Origin of the sequence: Synechococcus sp. BO 8801 (assembly GCF_002252675.1) — a bacterium.
Taxonomy (GTDB): Bacteria; Cyanobacteriota; Cyanobacteriia; order PCC-6307; family Cyanobiaceae; genus Cyanobium.
In genome coordinates this window covers 1-24,712 of the sequence record NZ_NQKY01000031.1, presented here as the reverse complement: position 1 = coordinate 24,712, position 24,712 = coordinate 1, and the positions used below count along the sequence as shown (strand labels likewise).

The following is a 24,712-nucleotide window of genomic DNA, read 5'->3' as shown; positions in this document are numbered from 1 at the left end:
CCAAGAACATCCTGCTCAACGAAGGTCTGCGTGCCTGGATGGCGCCTGCCGACCAACCGCACGAAAACTTCATCTTCCCTGAAGAGGTTCTGCCCCGCGGCAACGCGCTCTGATCCCTTCCCAAGGTTCTCCAGCCCCCTTCCATGGGGGCTTTTTTCATGGCCCCTTCGATGGCCCCGTCGATGGCCCGAAAAGCTGGTTACGATGGCCTCGTTCCGTCAGCAGTGACGTGGTGATCGACGGAAACGCCTGATCGGAGTGCGCCCCATCGTCGGGCCCGGTGAGCCTCCCCTGCTGCCACGGCATCGGTGGGAATCCTGCTTGGTTCAGCTGGTGTGGTGCCCGTCTCCCTCGGTCGTCTTCTGTCCTTGCCGCAGGCGTCGCCGGCTGGCATCCAACCCACAGGAGGAGGTGTCCATGACCCCAAGTTGTCCCATCCAGGGTCTGCAGATCGCGGAGAACGCCGGCTGATCACGGCCGCTGAATCCTGATCCATCGGTTCCGCGCCAGAGCGGACCCGGCGAGAGCCCCCGAGACCGTGGTTCCAGGTTCCCCTGGTACCCCCGGTCTCGGGGGCATCGTTCATTCCTGCCTGGGCCTCAGCACGTCCCGGATCACGGGCGCGGCGAGCCGCACCGCCTGCTTCGAGGGATGGGAATGCTCGTCCCGGTAGAGGATCTCGCCACCCCGGGCCCGATAGGTGCAGGCCCCCTCGGGGCAGAACAGGTCGAACAGGTCGACCACCTGCAGCTTCCCCTGGCTCTGCAGTTCGCCCAGCAGGTTGTCGAGGGGCTGGCGTCGCCGCAGGGATTCCGCCCGATCCGGCATCTGGCAGGGGCCGCCGAAGGGGGAGAACCACTGGGGCACGGCACTGGCGGGGTGGCAGTTCGCCTCCCGGGCGAAGGGCAGGCCGTTGAGCACCGCCAGGCGCACGCCGCGCTCGGCCAGGCTGGCGGAGAAGTCGCTGAGGCCCACCCGCAGGGTCTGCAGGATGAGCCGGCTGCCCGGCCCCTGGCTGGGCGGCGAGAACATCACCATGTCGTTGACGAGGAACACCCAGTCGCCGGGGCGCAGCTGGGCCACCAGCCCTGGCACCACCCGGTTCCAGTAGGCGCGGTTGGTGGCGGCGAAGGGGCCGCCGCCGCCGAGGGCGGCGAAGTTGCCCACCGGGGAGGCGGCCCAGGCCGAGGTGATCGTCACCGCGTAGCCGTCGGTGGCCACCAGCTCGTCGAAGGCGCCGGCGAAGGAGGCCGAGAAGGAATTGCCCACCACCAGCACCCGGTGGCGGGCCGTGGCGAAGTCCCCAAGGGTGCAGGCCTCGATGGCAATGGTCTTCGCCGCTTCACCGTCGTTGGCCAGCACGCAGGGCGACCCCTGCCAGGTTCCGGCGGCACCCGCCACCCGATAGGGATCGACGAGCGATTCCACCCCCATGCCGGCGGGGATCGGGTTGCGTCCGGCGTACAGGCTGAACGGAGGCAGGTTGTCGACACCGATCAGCAGCCCGGCCCCGGCCGCCAGGCCGCCCACCCCGATGGCGATGGTCTGGTCCCGCCGCGGGCCCCAGCTGGCCTGCCTCAGGGGTTTTTCCACCCAGCGGTAGGAAGCCAGCGACAGGAGCACCATCAGGCCGATCTGGAACGGCAGCGACCACCAGTGCAGGCCGATCGTCCAGCGGCTCAGGGACAGCACCCCCCAGTGCCAGAGGTAGAGGGAATAGGAGATCAGCCCCACCCCCACCAGGGCCGGCAGGCTGAACAGCCGGTGGGCGGCGGTCCCCTGCCGCAGGCTGGCGATCAGCAGTGTGGTCAGGACCACGGCGGCCACCGTGGCCGGCACCGCCCAGGTCAGCGGCAGCAGCATCACCGCCACCAGGCCCAGAGCCGCCGCCATGGGCGGCAGCTGGCCCAGGCCCTTGGCGGCGGCCGGCCAGACGCCGCCGAGGCAGAACAGCAGGCAGCCCGCCCCCATCTCCCAGAGCCGCGGCGGCATCAGGAAGTAGGCGGCGGCCTGCTGGGTGGGATAGAGCTGAACGAAGGCGATCAGCGACGCCAGTGAGGCCACGCCCATCACCCCGAACAGGGCCCTGTGGCCCCCGGCTCCGGGGCGGGCGAAGCCCGTCATCCAGGCCACCAGGGGCAGCAGCAGGTAAACCTGCTCCTCCACCCCAAGCGACCAGGTGTGGGTGAAGGGGTTGAGCTTGGTGGCGGTGCCGAAGTAGTCGGTCGCCTGCCCATGCAGGTAGACGTTGGAGAAGCCGAACAGGGCGCTGATCCCCGTGCGCAGGGCCGTATGGGGCCGGGGGATCACCAGGCAGGCCAGGATCCCCACCACCACCACGAAGACCAGCAGGGCCGGCACGAGCCGTTTCAGGCGGCGGCTGTAGAAGCCGAGCAGGAGATCGCCCAGGGAGCGGGCCGGACGGCGCGTCAGGGACCCGGTGATCACGAAGCCGGAGATCACGAAGAAGATGTCCACCCCCAGGTAGCCGCTGGGCAGCAGCCGGTCGTCGATGTGGTTGAGGATCACGGCCACCACGGCCAGGGCCCGCAGGCCGTCGATCTCGGCCCGGTAGCCGGCCCCGGAGGAGAGGGGGGTGTCGCTCACGCCGCCATCGCCTCGCCATCGTCCCGATGGCGGCCCAGCACCACCAGGCCCACCGCGGTGGGCAGCAGCACGGTGCACACCCGCAGCACCAGGGTGACCGCCAGCGCCGCCGGTCGTTCGACCCCGAACGCCACCGCCAGGCCGATGGCCGTGGCCTCCGCGGTGCCGACCCCCGCCGGCAGGAAGGAGAGGACCCCGCCCAGGGCCATGGCGGTGCGGATCACGGCGGCCTGGCTCAGGGCCAGGGGATCCCCCTGCAGCTGCAGCAGGCCCATCAGCGCCGACGCTTCGATCAGCCACACCAGGGCCGCCAGGGCGGTGCCCACCAGCAGGGGCCAGGGCCGCAGCAGCCGTCGCAGCCGGCCCACCGCCCCGAGGGCCTCCCGCAGCAGCCGGGTCAGTCCGTGCCAGCGCCGGTGCGCCGGCAGCCGGTCGAGGAAGGCCTCCAGGCGCCGCAGGGCGGCCGGATGGGTCAGCAGCCAGGCGCCGATGGCCAGGGTTCCGCCGCCCGCCACCAGGGCCGGCAGGATCCGTCCCCCGAGCCCCCAGGCGAGCACCAGCAGGGCTCCGGCCAGGTCAGTCACCCGCTCCGCCAGGGTCACCCCCACGCCGACCTGCATCGGGATGCCGTGGCGGCGCTGCAGCCACAGTCCCCGCAGGGCCTCGCCGCTGCGGCCGGGGGCGGCGACCAGCGCCAGGCCGGCGACGTAGATCCGGCTGCTGGGCCGCCAGGCCAGGGGCTGCCCCAGCTGCCGCAGATAGAACTGCCAGCGCTGGAACAGCAGCAGATAGCCCACGGCCACCATCGCGGGCACCAGCAGCCAGCACCACCAGGGCAGCGCCCCCAGGGAGCGCATCACGTTGGCGAAACCGAACCAGATGCTGAGCCCCAGGTAGAGCGCCAGGGTCGCCACCAACCCCAGGAACCAGCGCTTCTTCATCGGCGGCCTTGCCGCTGGCGGGGCGGCGGCGGGACGGACAGCCACGCGGTCATGGGGTGAAGCGCAGCTTCTGCGCCGCATACAGGCACATCCTCGCCAGGATCAGCCCCTCCTTCACATGGGCGATGTTCGAGCTGCCGTAACTGCGCTCCTGGTACCGCACCGGCACCTCCACGATCTTGAGGTTGAGCTTGGCCGCGCCGAAGAGCAGATCGAAGTCGCCGAAGGGGTCGAAGTCGCCGAAGTAGGCACGCCCGGCCTTTAGCCGCTCGTAGTCGGCCTTCCAGATCACCTTGGTGCCGCAGAGGGTGTCCTTGAGCCGCTGGCGCAGCAGCCAGGAGAAGGCCGCGGCGAAGAAGCGGTTGGCGGCCGTGTTCAGCGGCGGCATGGCGGCGCTGGTGCGGGGATACACCAGCCGGCAGCCGTTGACGAACTCCCCCCGGCCCTCCGCCAGGGCCTTGTAGAACCGGGGCAGATCCTCGGGGCGCACGGTGAGATCGGCATCGAGGATCATCAGCACCTCCCCCTCGGCCTGATCGAAGCCCAGCCAGACGGCGTCGGCCTTGCCGCGGCCGCTCTGGCGCAGGGCCCGAAGTTGCAGCGGGCCGCTGTAGGAGCCGCAGACCCGCTCGATCTCCGCCCAGGTGGCATCGGAGGAGTGGCCCTCCACGAACAGCACCTCGGTGGCCGACCCCAGCAGGGGCATGCGGTCGATGGCGGCGGCGATGTTGCCGGCCTCGTTGCGGGCCGGGATCACCACGCTGACGCTGGGGCGGCGCTGGGCCGGGGTGGCGGGCCGGGCCACCAGCCAGTGGGTCAGCCCGAACTGTTCGAGCAGCGGCAGCTGGCTCAGCCAGCGGTTGGCCAGGGGGGTCAGCAGGGGGATCCGGCGGGGCAGCAGGCAGCGATGGCCCTGCTTGAGCACCTCCCAGCCGGCCAGATCGAGCAGGTTCTGCACGTCCCTGGGGGTGAGCCAGCTCTCGGGGGGCTGGGGCTGACGCAGGCCCACGCCTTCAGCCGCCTTGAGCAGGGGCTGCCACAGCCAGTTGTGCAAGCTCACCACCAGCCGGGTGCGGTCATGGCAGAACGCCGCCAGCCGCTCCAGCACCCCCTGCACGTCCTCGAGGGTGTTGAGGGTGTTGGCCAGCAGGATCACGTCGAAGGGGGCGCTCTCCCCGATCACCTCCGGGTCGAGGGTCGCCGCCTCGGCGCAGACGATCCGCAGGTTGGGGTGGGCGGCCTGGGCGGCGGCGGCGATGACGGGGTCGCGCTCGATGCCCACGCCGTGGCCCGGGTGGGTGGCCGCCAGCAGATCCCCCAGGCCGCAGCCGATCTCGAGCACCCGCAGACCCGGGGCGACCAGCAGCTGGTGCAGGCGGTCCAGGTCCTCGTAGTAGGCGCGGTTGCGGCGGTGGAACCGCTGCAGTCCTTCCGGCTGGAGCGTGCCGTTCATCGCAGCAGGGCCAGGGTGCCCGCCACATCGAGCCGCAGGCCGCTGGCCACGGCCCGCAGCGTCCGCAGGGTGCGGTTGCCGGGGTCGAGCCGGGCGGCGGCATCGAGCGCCACCTGGGCCTGGCCCGGGTGGAAGCGGTAGAGCTGCACGAAGCCGAGGGCCATCAGGGCATGGGGATTGGTGGGTTCGAGGGACACGATGCGCTGCAGCGTGTCGACGGCCCCATCGGCGTGCCTCTGCAGCGCCTGGGCCAGGGCCAGACCATAGAGGTCCTCCAGATCGGCTTCCCCGGGGTCGGCGCCAGTCTCCTGCAGCCTGGCCCGCAGCAGCCGCTCCCCCTGGGAGAGGTAGATCTGCTGGGGGTCCCGCTGGTTGATCTGGCCCACCTGCCGGAACAGCCGGTCGAGATCGCCGGCCCGCAGCAGCCTCCCGAGTTCGACCAGCTGGTCGATGCGGTTGGGGGGCGCCCCGGTGTCCATGGCCTGGGCCCCCTTGCCCTGGGCCTCCGGGCCCTGGGCACCGCCGCCGGCCACCGCCAGCGTCAGAGGAGCGCTGCGCAGGGGCAGCGGCCGCCCCTGGCGGTCGAGGGCCCGGGCCCGGAGCCGGTAGGACCCATCGGGCAACCCGGCCGGCACCACCAGGGCCAGCCGTTCCCGCACCTCCAGGCAACCGCCGGGCGCAGCGCGCACCATGCCCTGGCCGATGCCGCGGTCATGGCGCCAGGTCGGCACGCCGTCGGCGGCGGCGTCCGGCCGCCAGTCGAGCAGCAGCAGGCCGTCCCTCAGCTCGGCCGCCGGCCCCCGCAGCCGGCTCACCAGCACCGCCCCGGTGCCCGGCCGCAGGGGGGGCGGCGGTTCGACGGTCAGGTTCAGGGCCAGGTCCCGCCCCGGCCCGCAGGCCGCCGGTGTCACCGCCAGGCTCAGCTGCCGCCGCCCGAACAGCTCGGCGCTGCTGCCATCCGGCAGGGGCCAGCGCCCGGCGGCCTGGAACGCGGGTGATCGCCGCACCAGGCCGTCCAGGGCGGCCTGGCGCTCATCGCTCATCACCCCCTGGTCGCCCCCCTTGAGCAGGAACCAGTCGAAGCCGGCCAGGTCGCCGTCGAGCTGGTCGACAGGCCCCACGGTCTGGCGGGCGGCGACGCGGAAGTCCTGCCGGCGCCCTTCGGCGTCGAGGTTGAAGGCGTTCAGTCCCTGGCTGTCGGGCAGCACCGCCAGGGTGGAGAGCTGGTGGGGACTGCGCTGGCGGATCGTGGCCACGATCGCCTCCAGGGGCCAGGGGGGGCCGGCGACGGGGGGCCGCGGCGGAAAGGCGGTCGGATTGGCCGCCAGGGCGAACTGGCTGGCCAGCGCCCCCCAGAGCCCGATCGCCACCACCGCCAGCCGCCAGACGGGCGTCCAGCGGCCGGCGGCCGAGGCCAGCACGATCCCCAGGCCAAGGCACAGCTGGGGAACCAGGGGGAGCACGAAGCGGAAGTCCTTGGTGCTCATCAGGGTGGCCAGCAGCAGGGCACCGAGCGGAAAGCTCAGCCACCAGGCGAGCCGCCGCCAGGGCAGGGCGCCGGCAGGGACGCCGCGGTTTCGCCACCAATGCAGCGCTCCCCCCGCCACCACCACCGCCACCAGGGCGGCCCCGGCCATGGTGGGCAGCAGGCGGGGGTAGAACAGCCAGCCCGCCAGGGTGTTCGCCTCCAGACCGTCCTGATACAGGACGCCCCACTGGCGGGCCTTGTTGACCGTGGAGAGGATCGTCAGCCAGTTCTGGCTCCACCAGGGCCAGGCCACGGCCGTCGCCGCCGCCGCCGCCAGCAGCAGCTCCGCTATCCGGCCGAAGCGGCCCCGCCGGAGCAGGGGCGCAAGGGCCCGCCAGGCCAGGGCCAGCAGGGGCAGCCAGAGCATCACCAGGCCGGTGGGGCGTGTCAGCACCACCGCCCCGAGCCCCAGGCCGCCGGCCAGGCTCCAGAGCCAGGGGCGCCGGGGGCAGCCCAGCACCCGCACCGTCAGCAGCCACCAGGTGGCCGTGAGCACGGCCGTCAGGCTGAAATCGATCAGGTAGTCGCTGCGCTGGTTCAGCAGGGCCGGCGCGACGGCGCAGAAAAAGGCGGCCCAGAGGCCGGCCGCCCGCCCGCGGGCCAGGCGTCCCAGGCCGTAGAGGCTGCCCAGGAGCAGGGCCTGGAAGAGGCTGTTGGACAGGATCGCGCTGCCATAGCCGGGCCCCAGCAGGCTGAACACCGGTGCCGTCACCAGGTAGGTGAGGGGCCCCCGGTAGGTGGGCGTCTCGGCCCAGAGCCGCTGCCACCAGAGTGGATCGAGGGGAGCCGCCTCCCCGAGCACCTGCCAGACCCCCAGGGCCCGGCTCAGGTGTTCCCCCTGGTCCCAGGCCGGTGGCTGGGCGTGGCGCTGCAGCCAGAGCCCATCCAGGAGCACCCCGGCCAGCCACAGCCCCAGCAGGATCCACCCATCCCGGCCCCGTGTCCGTCTCATCGGGCCGCTCCCGGTGCCTGGGCCAGCACCCAGGGCTCCAGTTCCTGGGCCTGCAGCCGCACGGACCATCCGGCCGGCAGCTCACGGCGCCGGATCCACACCCGCTCCCCGGCGGGCACCCCTTCCGCCGGGCCGATGCGGGGCGTGAGCTGGGGGCTGGCCAGGGCCACCAGGATCAGCCGGGCATGCTCTTCGCCGCTGAGGGGGGCGCCGGCCACGGCCGCGATCGGCCCGGCCGCCAGGGCCTCCTTGGCCTCAGGGCGCTCCAGGGCCTGCCGTTGCCGGGGGCTGCGATCGCTGAACAGGCCGGCCTGCACCAGCAGGGCCAGGGCCAGCCAGGGACCCACCAGGAGGGCCGCCAGCCGGCGGGAGCCGGTGCGGCACCAGGGCACCAGGGCCCAGGCCAGCCCCAGGCAGCCCGCCGCCAGCGCGAACAGCTGCGGAGCAGGAGCCAGGTCCGCCACCCCATTGGCCACCAGCCGGCCGGCCGGCGCCCCGGGCCAGAGCACCGCCACCGCCGCCAGGACCAGCACCAGTCCCAGCCCCCCGAAGCCGAAGGCCGCCCCCCGGGCCCAGCGGCCGGCGCCGGCGCTCCAGGACCGCAGGCCGGCCGTGGCCGCCAGGGCGACAAAGGGGGTGAGCTGCAGGCCGTAGTAGGGGGTCTTGGTGCGGAAGGCGCTGAGCAACAGCAACATCAGCAGCGGATAGAGGAGCAGGAGAAGGCGCCGGGACCGCTCTAGCGGTCCGGCCAGCCAGCCCCACCAGCCCGCCAGGGCGAACAGGCTCCAGGGGAAGGTGTTGGCCGGCAGGTTCCACAGGTAATAGAGCGGGCCGGCGCTGTAGACGTCACTCTCGGAGAGGTAGAGCAGCTTCTGCCACAGGCCCGCCACCACCGGCAGGCCCAGCACCTGGAGGCTCAGGCCCAGCCAGAGCGCCACCGGCAGCCAGCCCAGGGCGAGGCCGAGCCAGAAGCCCGGCCGCCGCAGCACGGTGCGGCGCTCCAGCAGCAGGAAGGGCAGCAGGGCCACCACCGGCAGCGCCACCATGAAGCCCTTGATCAGGAAGGCCGGGCCGATCCAGGCGCCGGCCAGGAACGGCCAGGGCCGTTGCGAAGCCTCGCCGGCCCGCAGCAGGGCCAGGATCCCCAGCAGTTCCAGGGCCAGCAGCGGCATGTCCTGGCTGGCCAGGTGGGCGTAGTCGAGCCAGAGGGGAGTGAGGGCCAGCACGGCGGCGGCGAGCCAGGCGGCTCCGCCCCCGCCCAGCAGGCGCCCGGCCAGGTCGGCCGTGAGCAGCAGGCAGGCCACGGCGGCGAGAAGGGACGGCAGATGGGCCGACCAGGGGCCCACCCCCGGCAGCCGGCCGGCCGCGGCGATCAGCCAGGGCAGGCCGATGCTGCGATCAAAGATCACCTGGTCCCACCAGGGGGGACCCAGCCACTGGCCGCTCGTGGCCATCCAGCGGGCCTGCAGGGCGTAATAGCCCTCGTCGTGGGCCAGGAAGCTGCGCGGCGCCGCCGTCAGCAACAGGGGCAGGAAGGGCAGCGACGCCCACAGGGCCTTCATGGGCGGCACTCTGGCAGCACCCTCGGGTACCGGACGTTGTGTTTTCTGGCACATGGACCCTGGATGGCCATGTCCACTTGGGGGATCCTTCGTTTGGCGCATTGCGCCGCTTCCGTGTGAGGAACCCATGAAACTCTTCCAGCAACTGCTGGTTGCTCCTGCAGCTCTCGGCCTGCTCGCCCCCGTGGCGGTTCAGGCGGCTGAGCTCAACATCGACAGCGTCAACAAGTACGCCGCCGAAGAGCAAGTCACCAGCATCAACCAGTTCTCTGACGTCAAGCCCACCGACTGGGCCTTCCAGGCTCTCTCGAACCTGATCGAGCGCTACGGCTGCGTCGCCGGCTACCCGAACGGCACCTACAAGGGCGGCCAGGCCATGACCCGCTATGAAGCGGCGGCCCTGCTGAACGCCTGCCTCGACCGGATCACCGAGGTGACCGACGAGCTGAAGCGCCTGATGGCCGAGTTCGAGAAGGAACTCGCCGTGCTGCGCGGTCGTGTGGATGGCCTGGAGGCCAAGGTGGGTGAGCTCGAGGCCACCCAGTTCTCCACCACCACCAAGCTGACCGGTAAGGCGACCTTCATCATGGGCGCCAACAGCTACGGCGGTAACGCCCAGGTGAGCCCCGCCGCTTCCCTGGCCACCGGCGTCCCCGCCTTCGTGACCGGTCCCTTCGGTCCCCTCGGCCCGGTCGTCCCCAACACCTGGCAGAACCAGGCCCGTCAGACCCAGGGCGCCACGGCGTTCAACTACGACATCCAGCTCAACTTCGACACCAGCTTCACCGGCAAGGACCTGCTCCGCACCCGTCTGCGGGCCGGTAACTTCGCCCAGTCGCCCTTCGGCGGCCCCACCGTCGGCCTGAACGCCACGGAAGCCGGCTTCGAAGAATTCTGCGGCCTGGGCGTCGACTGCGGTGACGTGGTCGCCATCAACCGCCTCTTCTACCAGTTCCCCCTCGGCAGCAACTTCACCGCCACCATCGGTGGTCGCGTCCGTCAGGACGACATGCTGGCCGTGTGGCCGTCCGCCTACCCGGCTGACACCGTCCTCGACATCTTCACCTACGCCGGTGCTCCCGGCACCTACAGCCTGAACCTGGGCGCTGGTGGTGGTCTGTGGTGGAAGAGCGGCGGCTTCAGCATCAGCGCCAACTACGTCTCCGCCAACGGTGACGTGGGCAACCCGATCGCCGGCACGGCGAACTGCGGTGGCATCGGCAACGCCTGCTCCTCCCAGACGGGTACGGCCCAGGTCGCTTACACCGGCTCCAACTGGGGCATCGCGGCGGCCTACACCTACTCCTCGGGTGGTGCTGGCACCTACAGCGGCAACGCCACGCCTCTGGCCAACGCCTTCTTCACCGGCTCTGCCGCCACCAACTCGGTGGGCATCAGCGCCTACTGGCAGCCCAGCAACTCCGGCTGGATCCCCTCGATCAGCACCGGCTGGGGCATCAACCGCAACCAGTTCAACGGCGCCAACTTCGGCAACGCCGCCGGGCTCGTCTCCACCACCGGCATCACCAACGCCACCAGCCAGTCCTGGTACGTGGGTCTGCAGTGGGATGACGTGTTCATCAAGGGCAACTCCGCCGGTATGGCCGTCGGTCAGCCCACCTTCCTGACCGCCGTCAGCGGTGGCAACCCCGTCTTCGGTGGCCCCGCCGCCGCGACCGCCATCGTCGATGGCAACTACGCCTGGGAGTGGTGGTACAAGTTCCAGGTCACCGACAACATCAGCGTGACCCCGGCTCTCTACTACCTGAGCGCTCCTCTGGGTCAGGTCTCCAAGAACGTTGGCGCGATCGGAACCTCCGGTACCGATTTCAACAACTTCGGCGGCTTCATCAAGACCACCTTCAAGTTCTGATCCTTCGGGATTCACTTCTCTCACAATCTCCTCAAACTCGCCCGGCTGCTATGCAGTCGGGCTTTTTTGTGTGTTGCCGAACCTGGTGACTTGGGGCGCTTGGTCGAGCGTTACCTGAGCCTGACTCGTCGCTTGCAGCGCAAGAAACAGGATCTATACTTCGCCGTGTTCCGTCATGGAACAGCGCTCCTTATTGTGTGAGGAATCCATGAAGCCCTTCCAGCAACTGCTGGTTGCTCCTGCAGCTCTCGGCCTGCTCGCCCCCGTGGCGGTTCAGGCGGCTGAGCTCAACATCGACAGCGTCAACAAGTACGCCGCCGAAGAGCAAGTCACCAGCATCAACCAGTTCTCTGACGTCAAGCCCACCGACTGGGCCTTCCAGGCTCTCTCGAACCTGATCGAGCGCTACGGCTGCGTCGCCGGCTACCCGAACGGCACCTACAAGGGCGGCCAGGCCATGACCCGCTATGAAGCGGCGGCCCTGCTGAACGCCTGCCTCGACCGGATCACCGAGGTGACCGACGAGCTGAAGCGCCTGATGGCCGAGTTCGAGAAGGAACTCGCCGTGCTGCGCGGTCGTGTGGATGGCCTGGAGGCCAAGGTGGGTGAGCTCGAGGCCACCCAGTTCTCCACCACCACCAAGCTGACCGGTAAGGCGACCTTCATCATGGGCGCCAACAGCTACGGCGGTAACGCCCAGATCGTTCCGGTGCCTGGGGTCTTCCTGCCGGCCGTTGCCAACGATCCGGCCGCCGTGCTGCTGCCCGCCAGCCTGGTCGGGGCCGGCGCGGTGATTCCTTCCTTCGTGCCCGGCGCCTTCGGCGCGAACGCGGCCGGCATCGGCTACGTCCCCAACACCTGGGCGAACCAGGCCCGCCAGACCCAGGGCGCCACGGCCTTCAACTACGACATCCAGCTCAACTTCGACACCAGCTTCACCGGAAAGGACCTGCTCCGCACCCGTCTGCGGGCCGGTAACTTCGCCCAGTCGCCCTTCGGCCAGCCGGTCGTCGGCCTGAACGCCACCGAAGCCGGTTTTGAGGAGAACTGCGGCCTGGGCGTCGACTGCGGTGACGTGGTCGCCATCAACCGCCTCTTCTACCAGTTCCCCCTCGGCAGCAACTTCACCGCCACCATCGGTGGTCGCGTCCGTCAGGACGACATGCTGGCCGTGTGGCCGTCCGCCTACCCGGCTGACACCGTCCTCGACATCTTCACCTACGCCGGTGCTCCCGGCACCTACAGCCTGAACCTGGGCGCTGGTGGTGGTCTGTGGTGGAAGAGCGGCGGCTTCAGCATCAGCGCCAACTACGTCTCCGCCAACGGTGATGTGGGCAACCCGATCGCCGGCACGGCGAACTGCGGTGGCATCGGCAACGCCTGCTCCTCCCAGACGGGTACCGGCCAGATCGCCTACACCGGCTCCAACTGGGGCATCGCGGCGGCCTACACCTACTCCTCCGGTGGTGCCGGTCTCTACACCGGCAACGGCACGCCTCTGGCCACCATCTTCCAGACCAACGCCGCCGCCACCAACTCGGTGGGCATCAGCGCCTACTGGCAGCCCAGCAACTCCGGCTGGGTTCCCTCCATCAGCGCCGGCTGGGGCATCAACCGCAGCAACTACAACGGCACCACCAACCTCAACGGCGCCGCGAATCTCGTCTCCACCACCGGCATCACCAACGCCACCAGCCAGTCCTGGTACGTGGGTCTGCAGTGGGATGACGTGTTCATCAAGGGCAACTCCGCCGGTATGGCCGTCGGTCAGCCCACCTTCCTGACGTCCGTCAGCGCCGGTCCCGCCGTCTTCGGTGGCCCCGCCGCCGCGACCGCCATCGTCGATGGCAACTACGCCTGGGAGTGGTGGTACAAGTTCCAGGTCACCGACAACATCAGCGTGACCCCCGCGCTCTACTACCTGAGCGCTCCCCTGGGTCAGGTCTCCAAGAACGTCGGTGCGATCGGTCCTGTGGGCTCCGATTTCAACAACTTCGGCGGCTTCATCAAGACCACCTTCAAGTTCTGATCCTTTCGGATCCATCACCCTCACAATCTGCCCTCCCATTCGCCCGGCTGCTCTGCAGCCGGGTTTTTTTTGTGCATCAACACGCCAATCTCCGGCGCATCGTTGGACCAACGGGAGTCGGCGGGTCTTCCAGGATCGAAAGACAGCGCCCGCCCAGCCACCAGCGGCTCCGGCGGCGCCCGAATGTCATCCGCAATACCTGCCGGTGTGATCAGGTCCTGCTGCGGCGCCCCTGGATTCCTATACGTTTGCGCCGTCCCCCTCGGGGGATTCCTCTTTTTGGTGTGAGGACCAATGAAACCCTTCCAGCAATTCCTGCTGGCGCCGGTGGCCCTTGGGCTGCTGTCGCCTCTTGCCGCTTCCGCCGGCGAGATCTCCCAGTCCCAGCGGGCTGAGATCTCCACGTACATGGAGCAGCAGGACATCGATCGCTTCAAGGCCTGGGAAGCCCAGAACCAGGTCACCAGCATCAACCAGTTCTCCGACGTCAAGCCCACCGACTGGGCGTTCCAGGCCCTCTCCAACCTGGTTGAGCGCTACGGCTGCGTCGCCGGCTACCCGAACGGCACCTTCAAGGGCGGCCAGGCCATGACCCGCTACGAAGCGGCGGCCCTGCTGAACGCCTGCCTCGACCGGATCACCGAAGTGACCGACGAGCTGAAGCGCCTGATGGACGAGTTCGAGAAGGAACTCGCCGTGCTGCGCGGCCGGGTGGATGGCCTGGAGGCCAAGGTGGGTGAGCTCGAAGCCACCCAGTTCTCCACCACCACCAAGCTCCAGGGTGATGCCGTCTTCGTGATCGGCGCCAACAGCTTCGGTGGCAACCAGGGCCTGCCCAACCCCGCCGTCGGCGTCCCCGCCGGCGCGGCCAACGCCTTCCCCGCCAACAACCGGCGCAACTGGGGCGCCACGGTCTTCAACTACGACCTGCGCCTCAACCTGCTCACCAGCTTCACCGGCAAGGACCTGCTGTACACCCGTCTGCGCAGCGGCAACTTCAACAACAGCCCCTTCGGTGGCCAGCCGTACAACCTGATGGCGCTGGATCGCGCCTTCTCCCCCGTCGGTGGTGCTGACGTCGTCAACATCGACCGTCTCTACTACCGCTTCCCGATCGGCCGCGATTTCACCGCCCTGATCGGCGCCCGGGCCCGGAACACCGAGTTCCTGGCGATCACCCCCTGGTTCTACCGCTCCGAGATCCTCGACGTCTTCACGCTGCACGGCGCCCCCGGCACCTACAACAAGGCCACCGGTTCCACCTTCGGCCTGATGTGGAAGCAGAACGTCAAGAAGGGCAAGCCCTTCTTCGCGATCTCCACCGCCTACGTGGCCCCCAACGGTGACAACGGCAACCCGAACCAGGGTGGCCTGCTGGGCGAGCGCAGCCGCGGCACCTGGACCACCCAGGCCGGTGTGGCCGGCAAGAACTGGCGCTTCGCCTTCGCCTGGAGCTATGTCCAGTGCGGCCAGAACTTCCGCCGCGGCACCACCTTCGCCCAGGCGGCGGTCGACTGCCCCAACATCAACAACAACTTCCTGGGTTCGGAGAACTTCGGCACCAGTGCCGCTTACTCCAACAACTTCGCCACCACCTTCGCGTGGCAGCCCAAGAAGAGCGGCTGGATCCCCTCCATCAACCTGGGCTGGGGTTACAACGCCATGACCCAGCCCCAGCTGAACCCCCAGACCGCCCTGATTGGCAGGGGCGCCACCGCGATCCGGGTGCCGACGTTCGACACGGTTCCGACCTTCAACCAGTCGGCCAACCGCGGCGCCAGCCAGTCCTGGAGCGTGGGCCTGCAGTGGAACGATGTGTTCATGAAGGGCAACCAGGCCGGTATGGCCGTGGGTCAGCCGGTGTTCGCCACTTCCCTGCGCAACGGCCAGACGCCCCAGGACGGCAACTTCGCCTGGGAGTGGTGGTACAAGTTCCAGGTCACCGACAACATCAGCGTGACCCCGGCGCTCTTCTACCTGAGCCGCCCCAACGGCCAGTTCACCACCATCGGCCAGTCCAGCAGCGTGCTCGGCGGCCTGATCCAGACCCAGTTCAGGTTCTGATCCTCCGGGGTCCCTTGCGGGCCCCTCGGATCGGCGCTCCTTCCTCCCCACACTTCCTCACAACCCTCCGGCCCCCCTTCCCAGGGGGGCTTTTTCATGGGCGGCTGCGGCGGGATCCGTCCGGGTGGGCCCATCGGCGATGCTGGAGCCAGATGGCGCCGCCAGCGCATGGCCAGGACCTCCGCCGACCACTACGCCATCCTCGGGGTCTCGCCTGGGGCCACCACCGCCGAGATCAAGGCCGCTTATCGCGCCCTCGTCAAACGCCATCACCCGGATGCCGGCGGCGATCCGCGCACGATCCTGGCCCTGAATGCGGCCTGGGAGGTGCTGGGCGACGGGGACCGCCGCCGCCATTACGACCACGGGGCCGGCGTCGGCATACCGGCACGCACCGCCGCGGGCGGTGCAGGGCCGGCCAAGGGACCAGGGGCAGGCCGCCATCGCGGCGTCGGCGCCGCCAGTGACGAGGAGCTCCTCGGCTGGCTCCAGCAGGTGTACGTGCCGATCGACCGGCTGATCGGTCAGGTGATCAATCCGTTCCCGGCCCAGCTGCGCTCCCTGGCCGCCGATCCCTACGACGACGAGCTGATGGGGGCGTTCTGCGCCTTCCTCGACCAGAGCCGGTTGCGCATGGAGAAGGTGGAGGCGCTGTATCGCTCACGGGCCTGTCCGTCGGCGGCCAAGGGGTTCGGCCTCAGCCTCTACCACTGCCTCAGCCAGGTGCAGGACGCCCTGGTGGAGCTGGAGCGCTACACCATGGGCTATGTGGACAGCTACCTCCATGACGGCAAGGAGATGCTGCGGGAGGCCCGGCTGCGCCGCAGCCGCCTGAAGGAGGAACGGCGCCGGGTGGAGATCTAGGTGGCGCTGACGGTCTAGGCGCGGACGATCTAGGCGGCGGGCATCGCCTCGAGCTGGTCGAGCCGCAGCCACACGTCGGGAACGGGCAGGCGCCAGCGGAGCTGGGCGTGCTCCCCCTGGATCGCCAGGATCTCCCCGGGCCCCTCGAACAGGTAGCCGGGGGGCACCGGATCGCTGGCTCCGGCCTCGAGGCTGTTGGTGTAGGCGATTCTGTTCACCCTGACCAGGGCACCCTTTTTCAGGCTCGGGGGAGCGGCAGGCGCGGACTCAGCCATCGTGGAGAGGAGGGTTCGGCACAGGTTAGGGCTGCCGGAACCTAACCTCGGCACTGAATTCCGATGGAACGGTGGGCATGCGGCTGCTTCTGCTCGGATGCACGGGTTTCGTCGGCAGGGAGCTGGTGCCGTTCCTGCTCAACCTCGGCCACCAGCTCACCCTGGTGAGCCGTCGCGCCCGGCCCGACAGCGAAGCGGCGGACCCCCGGCTCACCACCCTCTGCTGCGATCCGGCCGACCCGGCCAGCTGGGGCCAGCCGGCGCTGCTGGAGGCCCTGGCGGCTGCCGATGGGGTCGTCAACCTGGCCGGGGAGCCGATCGCTGACCAGCGCTGGACGCCGGTCCACCGCCAGCGGCTGCTCGACAGCCGCATCGGCACCACCACCCACCTGGTGCGGGCGATGGCGGCCCTGGCCACACCGCCCCGGGTGCTGGTGAACGGCTCGGCCGTGGGCTACTACGGCACCAGCCTGGAGGCCGGCTTCACGGAGGCCAGTCCCCCCGGCGACGATTTCCTGGCCCGTCTCTGCGCCCGCTGGGAAGCCGCCACCCAGGTCGCTCCCGAGGCCTGCCGGATCGTGGTGCTGCGGGTGGGCATCGTGCTCGGGCCCGACGGCGGCGCCCTCGGCAAGATGCTGCCCGTGTTCCGGGCCGGCTTCGGCGGGCCGGTGGGCAGCGGCCAGCAGTGGATGAGCTGGATCCATCGCCACGACCTCTGCCGGCTGATCGTCACCGCCCTGGAGGACGACGCCTACGCCGGCCCGTACAACGCCGTGGCCCCGGAGCCCACCCGCATGGGGATCTTCGCCTCCAGCCTCGGCCGTGCCCTCGGCCGGCCCAGCCTGCTGCCGGTGCCCGGCCCCCTGCTGCAGCTGCTGCTCGGCGACGGTGCCGCGGTGGTGCTTGAAGGCCAGCAGGTCCTTCCCGAGCGGCTGCTGGCCCAGGGTTTCCACTTCCAGTACCCGGAGCTCAGCGCTGCCCTCGCCGCTGCCACCAGCCCAGCCCGCCGCTGAGCAGGGCCGCCGCCATCAGCAGGCCGATCGCCGGCGTGAACAGCGGCTGCCACAACCGCTGGAAGAGCTCCAGGGGAGCGTCCAGCCGCTGGCCGTGGAGCACCACCGCCACGGCGAAGAACAGGGCCCCGGCCAGCACGAGGAAGACGTCGGCCACCAGCACGACATCGAGAACGCGGCGCACTTGCGCGACGGGGCCGGTGGCGGGAGTGCTCATGCCTGAGGGGTGAGCCGGGAGGGGGGAAATCCCCGGTGAGCCCAAACCTAAACTCGACCGTGCTTGGTGTCCCGTGTGCCCCTTTCCCCCGCTCCCAGGATCCTGCTGATCAGCAACGGCCATGGGGAGGATCTCAATGGGGGACTGATCGCCGATGGCCTGCGTCAGTGTGATCCGGGGCTGGAACTGGCGGCCCTGCCCATCGTCGGCGCCGGATCGGCCTATGGACGCCGCGGCATTCCCCTCCTCTACGCGGGCCGCAGCCTGCCGTCCGGGGGCATGGTGTACCAGGGCCTCAACCTCTGGAAGGACCTGGCGGCGGGCTGGCTGCAGCAGAGTCTGGCCCAGCTCTGGACCGCCTGGCGCCAGGGTCGCCGCTTCGATCTGGTGGTCAGCATCGGCGACCACGTCCCCCTGATCTTCGCCCTGCTCACCGGACGGCCGACGGTGGTGTTCCTGGTCTCCACCTCGAGCTACTACGAGGGCCGGCTGCGGCTGTCCGCCCTCACCCGCTGGTGCTGCCGGCGGCGGCGGGTGCGCGTGGTGCTCACCCGCGACGCCTTCACCGCCACCGACCTCCAGGCCCAGGGCCAGGCCAAGGCCCTGTTCCGCGGCTACCCGATCATGGATCTGCCGCCACCGGACGCCGGCCAGGTGGCCCGCCTGCCGGGCACCCGCACCCTGGCGCTGGTCCCGGGCAGCCGCTTCCCGGAGGCCCTCCACAACCTGGTGCTGATGCTGCGGCTCTGCAGCCAGCTGGGCGAACGGGACGGGGAGGGGCCGTGGCGCTTCCTGGTGGCGGTGGTCGAGAGCCCCCACTGGCGGGAACTGGAACCCCTGGCGGCGGCGGTCGGCTGGCAGCTGGACGGCGGCGTGCTCCGCTCCGCCGGCGGCGACCTTGAAGTGCGGCTGCTGCCGGGGGCCCTGCCCTCGATCCTGGCCGCCAGTGACCTGGTGGTGGGCATGGCCGGTACCGCCGTGGAGCAGGCGGTGGGTTTCGGCCTGCCCGTGGTGCAGCTGGTGGGTCGCGGCCCCCAGTTCAGCTATGCCTTCGCCGAATCCCAGATGCGGCTGCTGGGCCCCACGGTCCACACCGTGGGCCGGCGTCCCGCCGACACGGCCGATCTGCAGGAGGCCGCCGGCCTGATCCAGCGCCTGCTGGCCGACCCCGATCTGCCCCAGCGCTGCGCCCAGGCCGCCCTGGAGCGGGTCGGCCCCCCCGGGGGCTCGCGGCGCATCGCCGAAACCGTGCTCGAGGCCCTCGGCCGGGGCCCCGGCGGCTTCAGCTGAGCCAGGCCTTCACCTTCTCCAGGGCCTGCCAGCCCGGACGCCGCTGCAGACCATCGGCGATCGAGCCCTGCAGTTCCTCCGCCAGTTCCGGGGCCATCAGCATCACCCGCTTGACCACCTCGATGTGCTCGCGCACGCCCTTGGCGCCGGTTTCCAACATCGCCACGCTGAGGTTGATGCGGGCCTGGGGATCCTGGGGATTGAGCTTCACCGCGTTGCGGGCCGAGGGCAGGGCCGCCTGGGGCTGGTCGAGCAGCAGCTGCAGCCAGGCCAGACAGGTCCATCCCGCCGACTGCCGCGGCTCCTGGGCCGTGATCTGCAGGAACTCGTCGATCAGCTCCTCGGGCGCGGCACCCTGCTGGTAGCGGGCGATGGCCTGGTCGAAGCGGGACTCCTGCTGGGCCGTCATGGCGGCTGGGGGTGGTGGGGTGGGGATCGTCAGACTCCCATGCCACGGGTCCGGCACGCCATGGACCGGCCCGGGCTCAGACGGCGAAGGAGCTGCCGCAGCCGCAGGTCTGGGAGGCGTTGGGATTGGTGAAGTTGAAGCCGCCGCCGATCAGGGCCGAGGAGAAGTCCAGCTGCATGCCATAGATGTACAGCAGGCTCTTGGGATCGCTCACCACCCGGAAGCTGGGGGCGCCGGCGGGTTCGTAGGTGTAGGTCTCGTCGTCGGGAAGGATCTCCGAACCGTCGATGAAATCCATCGTGTAGCTCATGCCGCTGCAGCCGCCGGAGCGCACGCCCACCCGCAGCACCTTCTCGCCCCCCTGGGAGGCCATCAGGGTGCCCAGCTGGCGCATGGCCGGCTCGGTGATCAGGATGCCCTTGCCGTCCACACCGGTGTGGGTGACGGCCACCTCGGCTGGCATGGTCGCTGCCGGGCTGGAGGCGGGGGTCTGGGTGGAGCTGCTCATCGTGCGCTGGGGGGTCGGATGGGGGGAATCGGGCCGCCGGACGACGCGGTGAACGACCACTCTATGGAGATCCCTCCCCGGTGGGTAGGCTCCGGTCCATAGAGTCAGGACCTTCACGGGAATCCAAGGGTGCGGGTCGCCATCGTGGGTGCGGGTCTGGCCGGTCTGAGCGCGGCCGTCGATCTGGTCGATGCCGGCCACACGGTCGATCTGTATGAAGCCCGCCCCTTCATGGGGGGCAAGGTGGGCAGCTGGGAGGACCCGGACGGCAACCACATCGAGATGGGGCTGCACGTCTTCTTCTTCAACTACGCCAACCTCTTCGCCCTGATGCGCAAGGTGGGGGCCATCGACAACCTCCTTCCCAAGGAGCACTGGCACCTGTTCGTCAACAGCGGCGGCGACCTGCGGGCCCTGGATTTCCGCTTTCCCGTCGGGGCCCCCTTCAACGGCCTCAAGGCCTTCTTCACCACCCCCCAGCTCGACTGGATCGACAAGCTGCGCAATGCCCTCGCCCTGGGCACGAGCCCGATCGTCCGGGGGCTGGTCGATTACGAGGGGGCGATGAAGGTGATCCGTTCGCTTGATGCCATCAGCTTCCAGCAGTGGTTCCTCAGCCATGGGGGCAGCCCCCGCAGCATTCAGAGGATGTGGAACCCGATCGCCTACGCCCTCGGCTTCATCGACTGCGAGGCCATCTCGGCCCGCTGCATGCTCACCATCTTCATGATGTTCGCCTCCCGGACGGAGGCCTCCAAGCTCAACCTGCTCAAGGGATCCCCCCACCGCTGGCTGACGGGTCCGATCCTTGACTACATCCAGGCCCGTGGCGGCCGCCTGCACCTGCGCCACCGGGTCAGCGAGGTGCGCCACGAGGAGCGCAACGGCCAGACCGTCGTCACCTCCCTGGTGCTGGGCACCCCGGACGGGGAGAAGCGGGTGGAGGCCGACGCCTACCTGGCCGCCTGTGATGTGCCGGGAGCCCAGCGGCTGCTGCCCCAGGCCTGGCGCCGTTTCCCCGAGTTCGCCGCCATCGACCGGCTCGAGACGGTGCCGGTGGCCACCGTGCAGCTGCGTTACGACGGCTGGGTGACCGAACTGGGTGACGGCGCCGGCCCCGCCGCCCGCCGGTCCGACCTTGGCCGCCCGGCGGGCCTCGACAATCTCCTGTACACGGCCGATGCCGACTTCAGCTGCTTCGCCGACCTGGCCCTGACCAGCCCGGCCGACTACCGGCGCGAGGGCCTGGGATCTCTGCTGCAGTGCGTGCTCACCCCCGGTGATCCCTGGATCCCCAAGAAGACGGAGGAGATCGTCGCCCACACCGATCGGCAGGTGCGTGAGCTGTTTCCTTCCGCCGCCGGCCTTCAGCTCGTCTGGAGCAACGTGGTGAAACTGGCCCAGTCCCTGTACCGGGAAGCCCCCGGGATGGAGCCGTTCCGCCCTGACCAGCGCACCCCCGTGGCCAACTTCTTCCTGGCCGGCAGCTACACCCGCCAGGACTACATCGACTCGATGGAAGGGGCCACCATGAGCGGAAGGCTTGCCGCCGCCGCCATCCTGGATCAGCCGGTGGCGCTGGCCACCTGCGCCGCGGTGGCCTAGGAGCACAACCATGGGCAAATGGCTCGAGCACAGCGTCACCACCGAGATCCAGGCCCCGGTGGCCCGGGTCTGGGAGGTGTGGAGCGATCTGGAGGCCATGCCCCGCTGGATGCGCTGGATCGAATCGGTCGTCACCCTTGACGACCCGGACCTGACCGACTGGACCCTGGCGGCCCAGGGGTTCCGTTTCCACTGGAAGGCCCGGATCACCGAACGGGTCGACTGCCAGCGGCTGCACTGGGAATCCGTGGGCGGCCTGCCCACCAAGGGGGCCGTCCGCTTCTATCCCCTCGGGCCCGATCTCACGGCGGTCAAGCTCACGGTGAGCTATGAACTGCCCGGCGCGCTTGCACCCCTGATGGAACCCACCATCATGGGTGGCATCGTCACCAAAGAGCTGCAGGCCAACCTTGACCGATTTCGCGACCTGGTGGAGAAGGGCTGACCGGCGCCTCAACGGGCGCCTCGGCATCGGTGTGGTCGCCGGGCTGATGCTGACCGGATGCGGGGCGTCCCCCACGGTGGAAGCCCCACCGGCGCCAGCGCCTCCGCCCCAGGCCGCTCCCACGCCCTCCTCCGGGGCCGTACCCGAGGGCCTCACCCCCCTTCCCACCTCCCAGCAGGTGGTGAGCGCCTTCCGCATGGGTCGCCAGGATCCCTTCGGATCGCTGGTGCCGGAGCTGGTTCCCGGAGCGGTGACCGCTGCCGCTTCGGCCCAGGCCGCCGCCACGCCACCGCCCTTCCTCAAGGACTTCCGCGTCACCGGCGTGATCAACAGCGGTGGCCAGAGCGAAGCGGTGGTGACCTACCGGCAGCTCAGCGGCAGCCTGCGCCCCGGCGACCGGGGTGGCCGCAACACCGATCTGCTGCCCTCCGGCTGGAGTGTGGCCTCCGTCGATGTCGCGAACGGCAGCATGATCCTGCAGAGCGGCAGTCGCCGGGTCAAGGTCGAGCTCTGAGGGACCGGCTGCAGGCGTCCACCAGGCCTTCCAGGTCGTGGGGATCCGCCTCTGCGTCCACCCGCCCGAGCCGCTCCAGGCAGCGGCGGCTGGTCTGGGGGCCGATCGAGACCACCTGCACCCCTTCCAGCCGCTCGAGCCAGGTCTCCCCGAAGCTCTCGGCCAGCAGCCGCGCGGTGTGGTCCACCGTCTTGCCGCTGCTGAAGGTGATGGCATCGAGCCCGCGCCGCTCCAGGGCCTGCAGGGCCCCACTGGGGAGTCCGGCCGGACAGCGGGTCTCGTAGGCGGCCACCTCCACCACCCGGGCACCCGCCTCGGCGAAGGCTTCCGCGAGCAGCGTGCGCCCGCCGCTCTGCACCCGCGGCAGCAGCAGCCGCTGCCCCCAGCCCGATACCGGGAAATGCTCGATCAGGCTGTCGGCCAAAAAGGCCGGGGGCACGAAATCGGCGGGGGCCCCCAGGGCCTCCAGGGTCTCGGCGGTCTTGCGCCCTACCGCCGCCAGCCGCACCCCCCGGGGCCGTCCGGACAGGCTGCTCCCCCGGCGGACCAGCCGCTGCTCCACGGCGTCCACCCCGTTGGCGCTCGAGAAGATGATCCAGTGGAACTGGTCCAGTTCCGCCAGGGCATCGTCGAGGGGGCCCCAGAGATCGGGGGGGCCGATCACCAGGGCCGGCAGGTCGATGACGCTGGCTCCGGCCTGCTCGAACAGATGGCGGGCCGCGCCCAGCTGGGTTTCGGCCCGGGTCACGGCCACCGTGCGGCCCGCCAGTGGCGGCGTTGCGGCCATCAGGCGTCCAGCCGGACGAGGGCGCCGGCCCGGTGGGCCAGCTCCCGGGCCTGCTGCGGTTCCCCCTGGGCCTCCAGCAGGGCGATCGCCCGCCGGAACCCGTCTCGGGCGCCAGGAATGTCGCCGGCCAGCAGCAGGGCGGCCGCCAGGTTGCGCTGGGCGTCGGCGTGCTCCGGGGACAGGCTCAGGGCCCGCCGGTAGGCGTCGATGGCCTCCAGCAGGCGGCCCCGCTGGCGCTCGATCAGGCCCAGGTTGAACCAGGCCAGGGGAAGCTCCGGGCAGAGGTCCGTCACCGCCGCCGTCAGGGCCGCCGCCTCCTCCAGATCTCCCTGGCGCAGCAGCAGGGCCCCGAGGTTGAGCCGGGCCCCCAGGCTGAGCCGCCCATCCAGGGGCAGGGCCAGGGCCTGGCGATAGAGCGCGATGGCGGCGCCGGGCTCGTCGGGGGCGCGGGCGATGGCGAGGTGGAGCAGCAGTTCGTAGCGCTCGGCGAGGGCGTCGGCCCCGGCGCGGGCCAGGCCCTCCTCCAGCAGGGCGAGGCCCCGGCGGCGCTGCCCCTGGCTCACCTCCAGGGCCCCCAGCTTGGCGCAGGCGTAGGGATCCCCCGGCCGGGCGGCCAGCTCCGCCTCCATGGCCGCGCGCAGGCGGGCGGCCTTGTCGCGTCCGGCCACAATCTCGGGGCGGTAGCCCTCGTGCACCAGGGCCGGCTCCGGGCAGGTCACCACCTGCCAGTCGGGCTCCTGCCCCAGCAGGGTGGTTACGCTGTCATCGACCATGGCGTGGTAGCGGCGGCTCCAGCGGATCGCCGGATGGCGGCGGAACAGGCGGCTGACGCTGGAATAGGGCGACTGGGCGGCCCCCACCTCCTGGCGCAGCAGGTTGACCAGCAGCGCCCGGGGCTGCTCCATCAGGGCCCGCAGCGGCGCGCGGGCTTCCGGCCGCAGCCATTCATCCGCATCCAGCACCAGCACCCAGTCGCCCGTCACCAGATCCAGGGCGTGGTTGCGGGCGGGGGCGAAGTCCCCCGGCCAGTCCAGGTGGTGCACGCTGGCGCCGCAGGCGGCGGCGATCTCAGGGGTGCCGTCGTCGGAGCCGGTGTCCACCACCACCATCTCGTCGACGAAGCCGGCCACCGAAGCCAGGCAGCGCTCCAGGCGCTCGGCCTCGTTGCGCACGATCATCGACAGGCTCAGCATCGGACGCTGCGGGCAGGACGGTCGTGCCAGGAGGCTAGGTGGCGGCGGGTGCTCAGTCGGTGAAGTCCACCGCGGTGGCGGCGCTGGCGGCGGTGCTGGCGTCGTCGTCGGGGGTGGCGCTCTCCTGGGGTCCGAAGCCGAGGCGGCCCAGCAGTTCGCCCTGGGCCAGGGCCATCTGGCCCGGCGACCAGGCGGCCGGCACCTGGGGATCGAGAAGGGCGGCCAGGGCCTCCCAGGCATAGGGGCTGCCGTAGACGGCCAGGCCCGCCAGCCGGCCGGCGGCCTGGAGCTGGCGGATCACCGCCGGCCAGGGATCCGGGCCGTCGGCCCGGCCGCGGAACGGGTTGCCGCGCACGAACAGCTGCAGCAGCACCGGCCCCTCGCCCAGCCGCTCCAGGGCCAGGGGGGCCTCCCCGTCCCCGCTCCAGGGGGAAGGGCCCTGGCCGTCCATCAGGCAGGTCCGCAGTCCGGCGGCGGCCGGCAGGGCCAGGGCCGGGGCGCCGGCCGGCAGGAAGGGGCAGGCCAGGCTGTTGTCGAGGCGGATCAGGTTCACCCCGGGGCCGCCGGGCGCCGGGCCCCGCCC

At 70.6% G+C, this 24,712-nt stretch carries 20 protein-coding genes and 2 pseudogenes; 10 read left to right on the top strand and 12 right to left on the bottom strand.

Annotated elements, in window-relative coordinates; genetic code table 11:
* Positions 1-113: pseudogene (locus CJZ86_RS15520) on the top strand (photosystem II D2 protein (photosystem q(a) protein)); the annotation flags it as partial.
* A 469-nt stretch (positions 114-582) separates the two neighbouring features.
* Here CJZ86_RS15520 and CJZ86_RS15515 read toward each other — a convergent pair.
* The 5 genes from CJZ86_RS15515 to CJZ86_RS15495 are packed head-to-tail and all read right to left on the bottom strand — an operon-like array spanning position 583 to position 9,043.
* Complete coding sequence (locus CJZ86_RS15515) at positions 583-2,607, bottom strand: acyltransferase family protein (RefSeq protein WP_094587327.1); 2,025 nt, start codon at positions 2,605-2,607, stop codon at positions 583-585.
* A complete protein-coding gene (locus tag CJZ86_RS15510) occupies positions 2,604-3,593 on the bottom strand; it encodes a lysylphosphatidylglycerol synthase transmembrane domain-containing protein (RefSeq protein ID WP_233134053.1) in 990 nt (329 codons plus the stop codon). Before CJZ86_RS15510 ends, CJZ86_RS15515 begins: the two co-directional genes overlap by 4 nt.
* A gap of 4 nt (positions 3,594-3,597) precedes the next feature.
* Positions 3,598-5,001, bottom strand: a complete 1,404-nt coding sequence (locus CJZ86_RS15505) for a glycosyltransferase (RefSeq protein WP_094587325.1) — start codon at positions 4,999-5,001, stop codon at positions 3,598-3,600.
* Positions 4,998-7,481, bottom strand: a complete 2,484-nt coding sequence (locus CJZ86_RS15500; RefSeq protein WP_158219582.1) for a glycosyltransferase family 39 protein — start codon at positions 7,479-7,481, stop codon at positions 4,998-5,000. Before CJZ86_RS15500 ends, CJZ86_RS15505 begins: the two co-directional genes overlap by 4 nt.
* Positions 7,478-9,043: an ArnT family glycosyltransferase gene (locus CJZ86_RS15495; protein ID WP_094587323.1), complete on the bottom strand. Its 1,566-nt coding sequence runs from the start codon at positions 9,041-9,043 to the stop codon at positions 7,478-7,480. The genes CJZ86_RS15500 and CJZ86_RS15495 overlap by 4 nt, the downstream gene beginning before the upstream one ends.
* A 127-nt stretch (positions 9,044-9,170) precedes the next feature.
* Here CJZ86_RS15495 and CJZ86_RS15490 point away from each other — a divergent pair, with 127 nt between their 5' ends.
* The 4 genes from CJZ86_RS15490 (at position 9,171) to CJZ86_RS15475 (ending at position 15,873) form a co-directional block, all read left to right on the top strand.
* Complete coding sequence (locus CJZ86_RS15490) at positions 9,171-10,916, top strand: iron uptake porin (RefSeq protein ID WP_094587322.1); 1,746 nt, start codon at positions 9,171-9,173, stop codon at positions 10,914-10,916.
* Between the two features lie 208 nt (positions 10,917-11,124).
* A complete protein-coding gene (locus tag CJZ86_RS15485) occupies positions 11,125-12,945 on the top strand; it encodes an iron uptake porin (protein ID WP_094587321.1) in 1,821 nt (606 codons plus the stop codon).
* A 294-nt stretch (positions 12,946-13,239) separates the two neighbouring features.
* Positions 13,240-15,009: an iron uptake porin gene (locus CJZ86_RS15480; RefSeq protein WP_094587320.1), complete on the top strand. Its 1,770-nt coding sequence runs from the start codon at positions 13,240-13,242 to the stop codon at positions 15,007-15,009.
* Positions 15,010-15,177: 168 nt separating this feature from the next.
* On the top strand, positions 15,178-15,873 hold the full coding sequence (locus tag CJZ86_RS15475) for a J domain-containing protein (RefSeq protein WP_094587319.1): 696 nt from the start codon (positions 15,178-15,180) through the stop codon (positions 15,871-15,873).
* 29 nt (positions 15,874-15,902) lie between these two features.
* Here CJZ86_RS15475 and CJZ86_RS15470 read toward each other — a convergent pair whose 3' ends face one another.
* Positions 15,903-16,148 carry an NAD(P)H-quinone oxidoreductase subunit O gene (locus CJZ86_RS15470; protein ID WP_094587318.1) on the bottom strand — a complete coding sequence of 82 codons (246 nt, stop codon included), beginning with the start codon at positions 16,146-16,148 and terminating at the stop codon, positions 15,903-15,905.
* Between the two features lie 77 nt (positions 16,149-16,225).
* On the opposite strand from CJZ86_RS15470, the gene CJZ86_RS15465 reads away from it, so the two are divergent.
* A complete protein-coding gene (locus CJZ86_RS15465; RefSeq protein ID WP_094587317.1) occupies positions 16,226-17,161 on the top strand; it encodes a TIGR01777 family oxidoreductase in 936 nt (311 codons plus the stop codon).
* Here CJZ86_RS15465 and CJZ86_RS15460 read toward each other — a convergent pair.
* The gene (locus tag CJZ86_RS15460; RefSeq protein WP_094587316.1) at positions 17,118-17,378 is read right to left on the bottom strand and encodes a DUF8620 family protein; all 261 of its coding nucleotides are present in this window, start codon (positions 17,376-17,378) and stop codon (positions 17,118-17,120) included. The two genes, CJZ86_RS15465 and CJZ86_RS15460, sit on opposite strands and share 44 nt — an antisense overlap.
* Before the next feature lie 75 nt (positions 17,379-17,453).
* On the opposite strand from CJZ86_RS15460, the gene CJZ86_RS15455 reads away from it, so the two are divergent.
* Complete coding sequence (locus tag CJZ86_RS15455) at positions 17,454-18,668, top strand: lipid-A-disaccharide synthase-related protein (RefSeq protein ID WP_094587329.1); 1,215 nt, start codon at positions 17,454-17,456, stop codon at positions 18,666-18,668.
* Here CJZ86_RS15455 and CJZ86_RS15450 read toward each other — a convergent pair.
* The gene (locus tag CJZ86_RS15450) at positions 18,661-19,077 is read right to left on the bottom strand and encodes a tetratricopeptide repeat protein (RefSeq protein ID WP_094587315.1); all 417 of its coding nucleotides are present in this window, start codon (positions 19,075-19,077) and stop codon (positions 18,661-18,663) included. The genes CJZ86_RS15455 and CJZ86_RS15450 overlap by 8 nt on opposite strands.
* Positions 19,078-19,153: 76 nt before the next feature.
* Positions 19,154-19,585, bottom strand: coding sequence for a HesB/IscA family protein (locus tag CJZ86_RS15445; protein ID WP_233134052.1), 432 nt, complete (start codon positions 19,583-19,585; stop codon positions 19,154-19,156).
* A 129-nt stretch (positions 19,586-19,714) separates the two neighbouring features.
* Between CJZ86_RS15445 and zds the strand changes: the two genes are divergently transcribed.
* The 3 genes from zds to CJZ86_RS15430 are packed head-to-tail and all read left to right on the top strand — an operon-like array spanning position 19,715 to position 22,149.
* Positions 19,715-21,190 (top strand): 9,9'-di-cis-zeta-carotene desaturase, encoded by a 1,476-nt coding sequence (gene zds / locus CJZ86_RS15440; protein WP_094587314.1) that lies wholly within the window; start codon positions 19,715-19,717, stop codon positions 21,188-21,190.
* Between the two features lie 10 nt (positions 21,191-21,200).
* Positions 21,201-21,635, top strand: coding sequence for an SRPBCC family protein (locus CJZ86_RS15435; protein ID WP_094587313.1), 435 nt, complete (start codon positions 21,201-21,203; stop codon positions 21,633-21,635).
* Positions 21,601-22,149, top strand: coding sequence for a hypothetical protein (locus CJZ86_RS15430; protein ID WP_143594183.1), 549 nt, complete (start codon positions 21,601-21,603; stop codon positions 22,147-22,149). The genes CJZ86_RS15435 and CJZ86_RS15430 overlap by 35 nt, the downstream gene beginning before the upstream one ends.
* Here CJZ86_RS15430 and CJZ86_RS15425 read toward each other — a convergent pair.
* The 3 genes and pseudogenes from CJZ86_RS15425 to CJZ86_RS15415 all read right to left on the bottom strand — a co-directional run.
* Positions 22,133-22,936 carry a uroporphyrinogen-III synthase gene (locus CJZ86_RS15425; RefSeq protein ID WP_094587311.1) on the bottom strand — a complete coding sequence of 268 codons (804 nt, stop codon included), beginning with the start codon at positions 22,934-22,936 and terminating at the stop codon, positions 22,133-22,135. The two genes, CJZ86_RS15430 and CJZ86_RS15425, sit on opposite strands and share 17 nt — an antisense overlap.
* Positions 22,936-24,129: a glycosyltransferase gene (locus tag CJZ86_RS15420; protein ID WP_094587310.1), complete on the bottom strand. Its 1,194-nt coding sequence runs from the start codon at positions 24,127-24,129 to the stop codon at positions 22,936-22,938. The genes CJZ86_RS15425 and CJZ86_RS15420 overlap by 1 nt, the downstream gene beginning before the upstream one ends.
* Before the next feature lie 52 nt (positions 24,130-24,181).
* Positions 24,182-24,712 (bottom strand): annotated as a pseudogene (locus CJZ86_RS15415) (glycosyl hydrolase family 3); the annotation flags it as partial.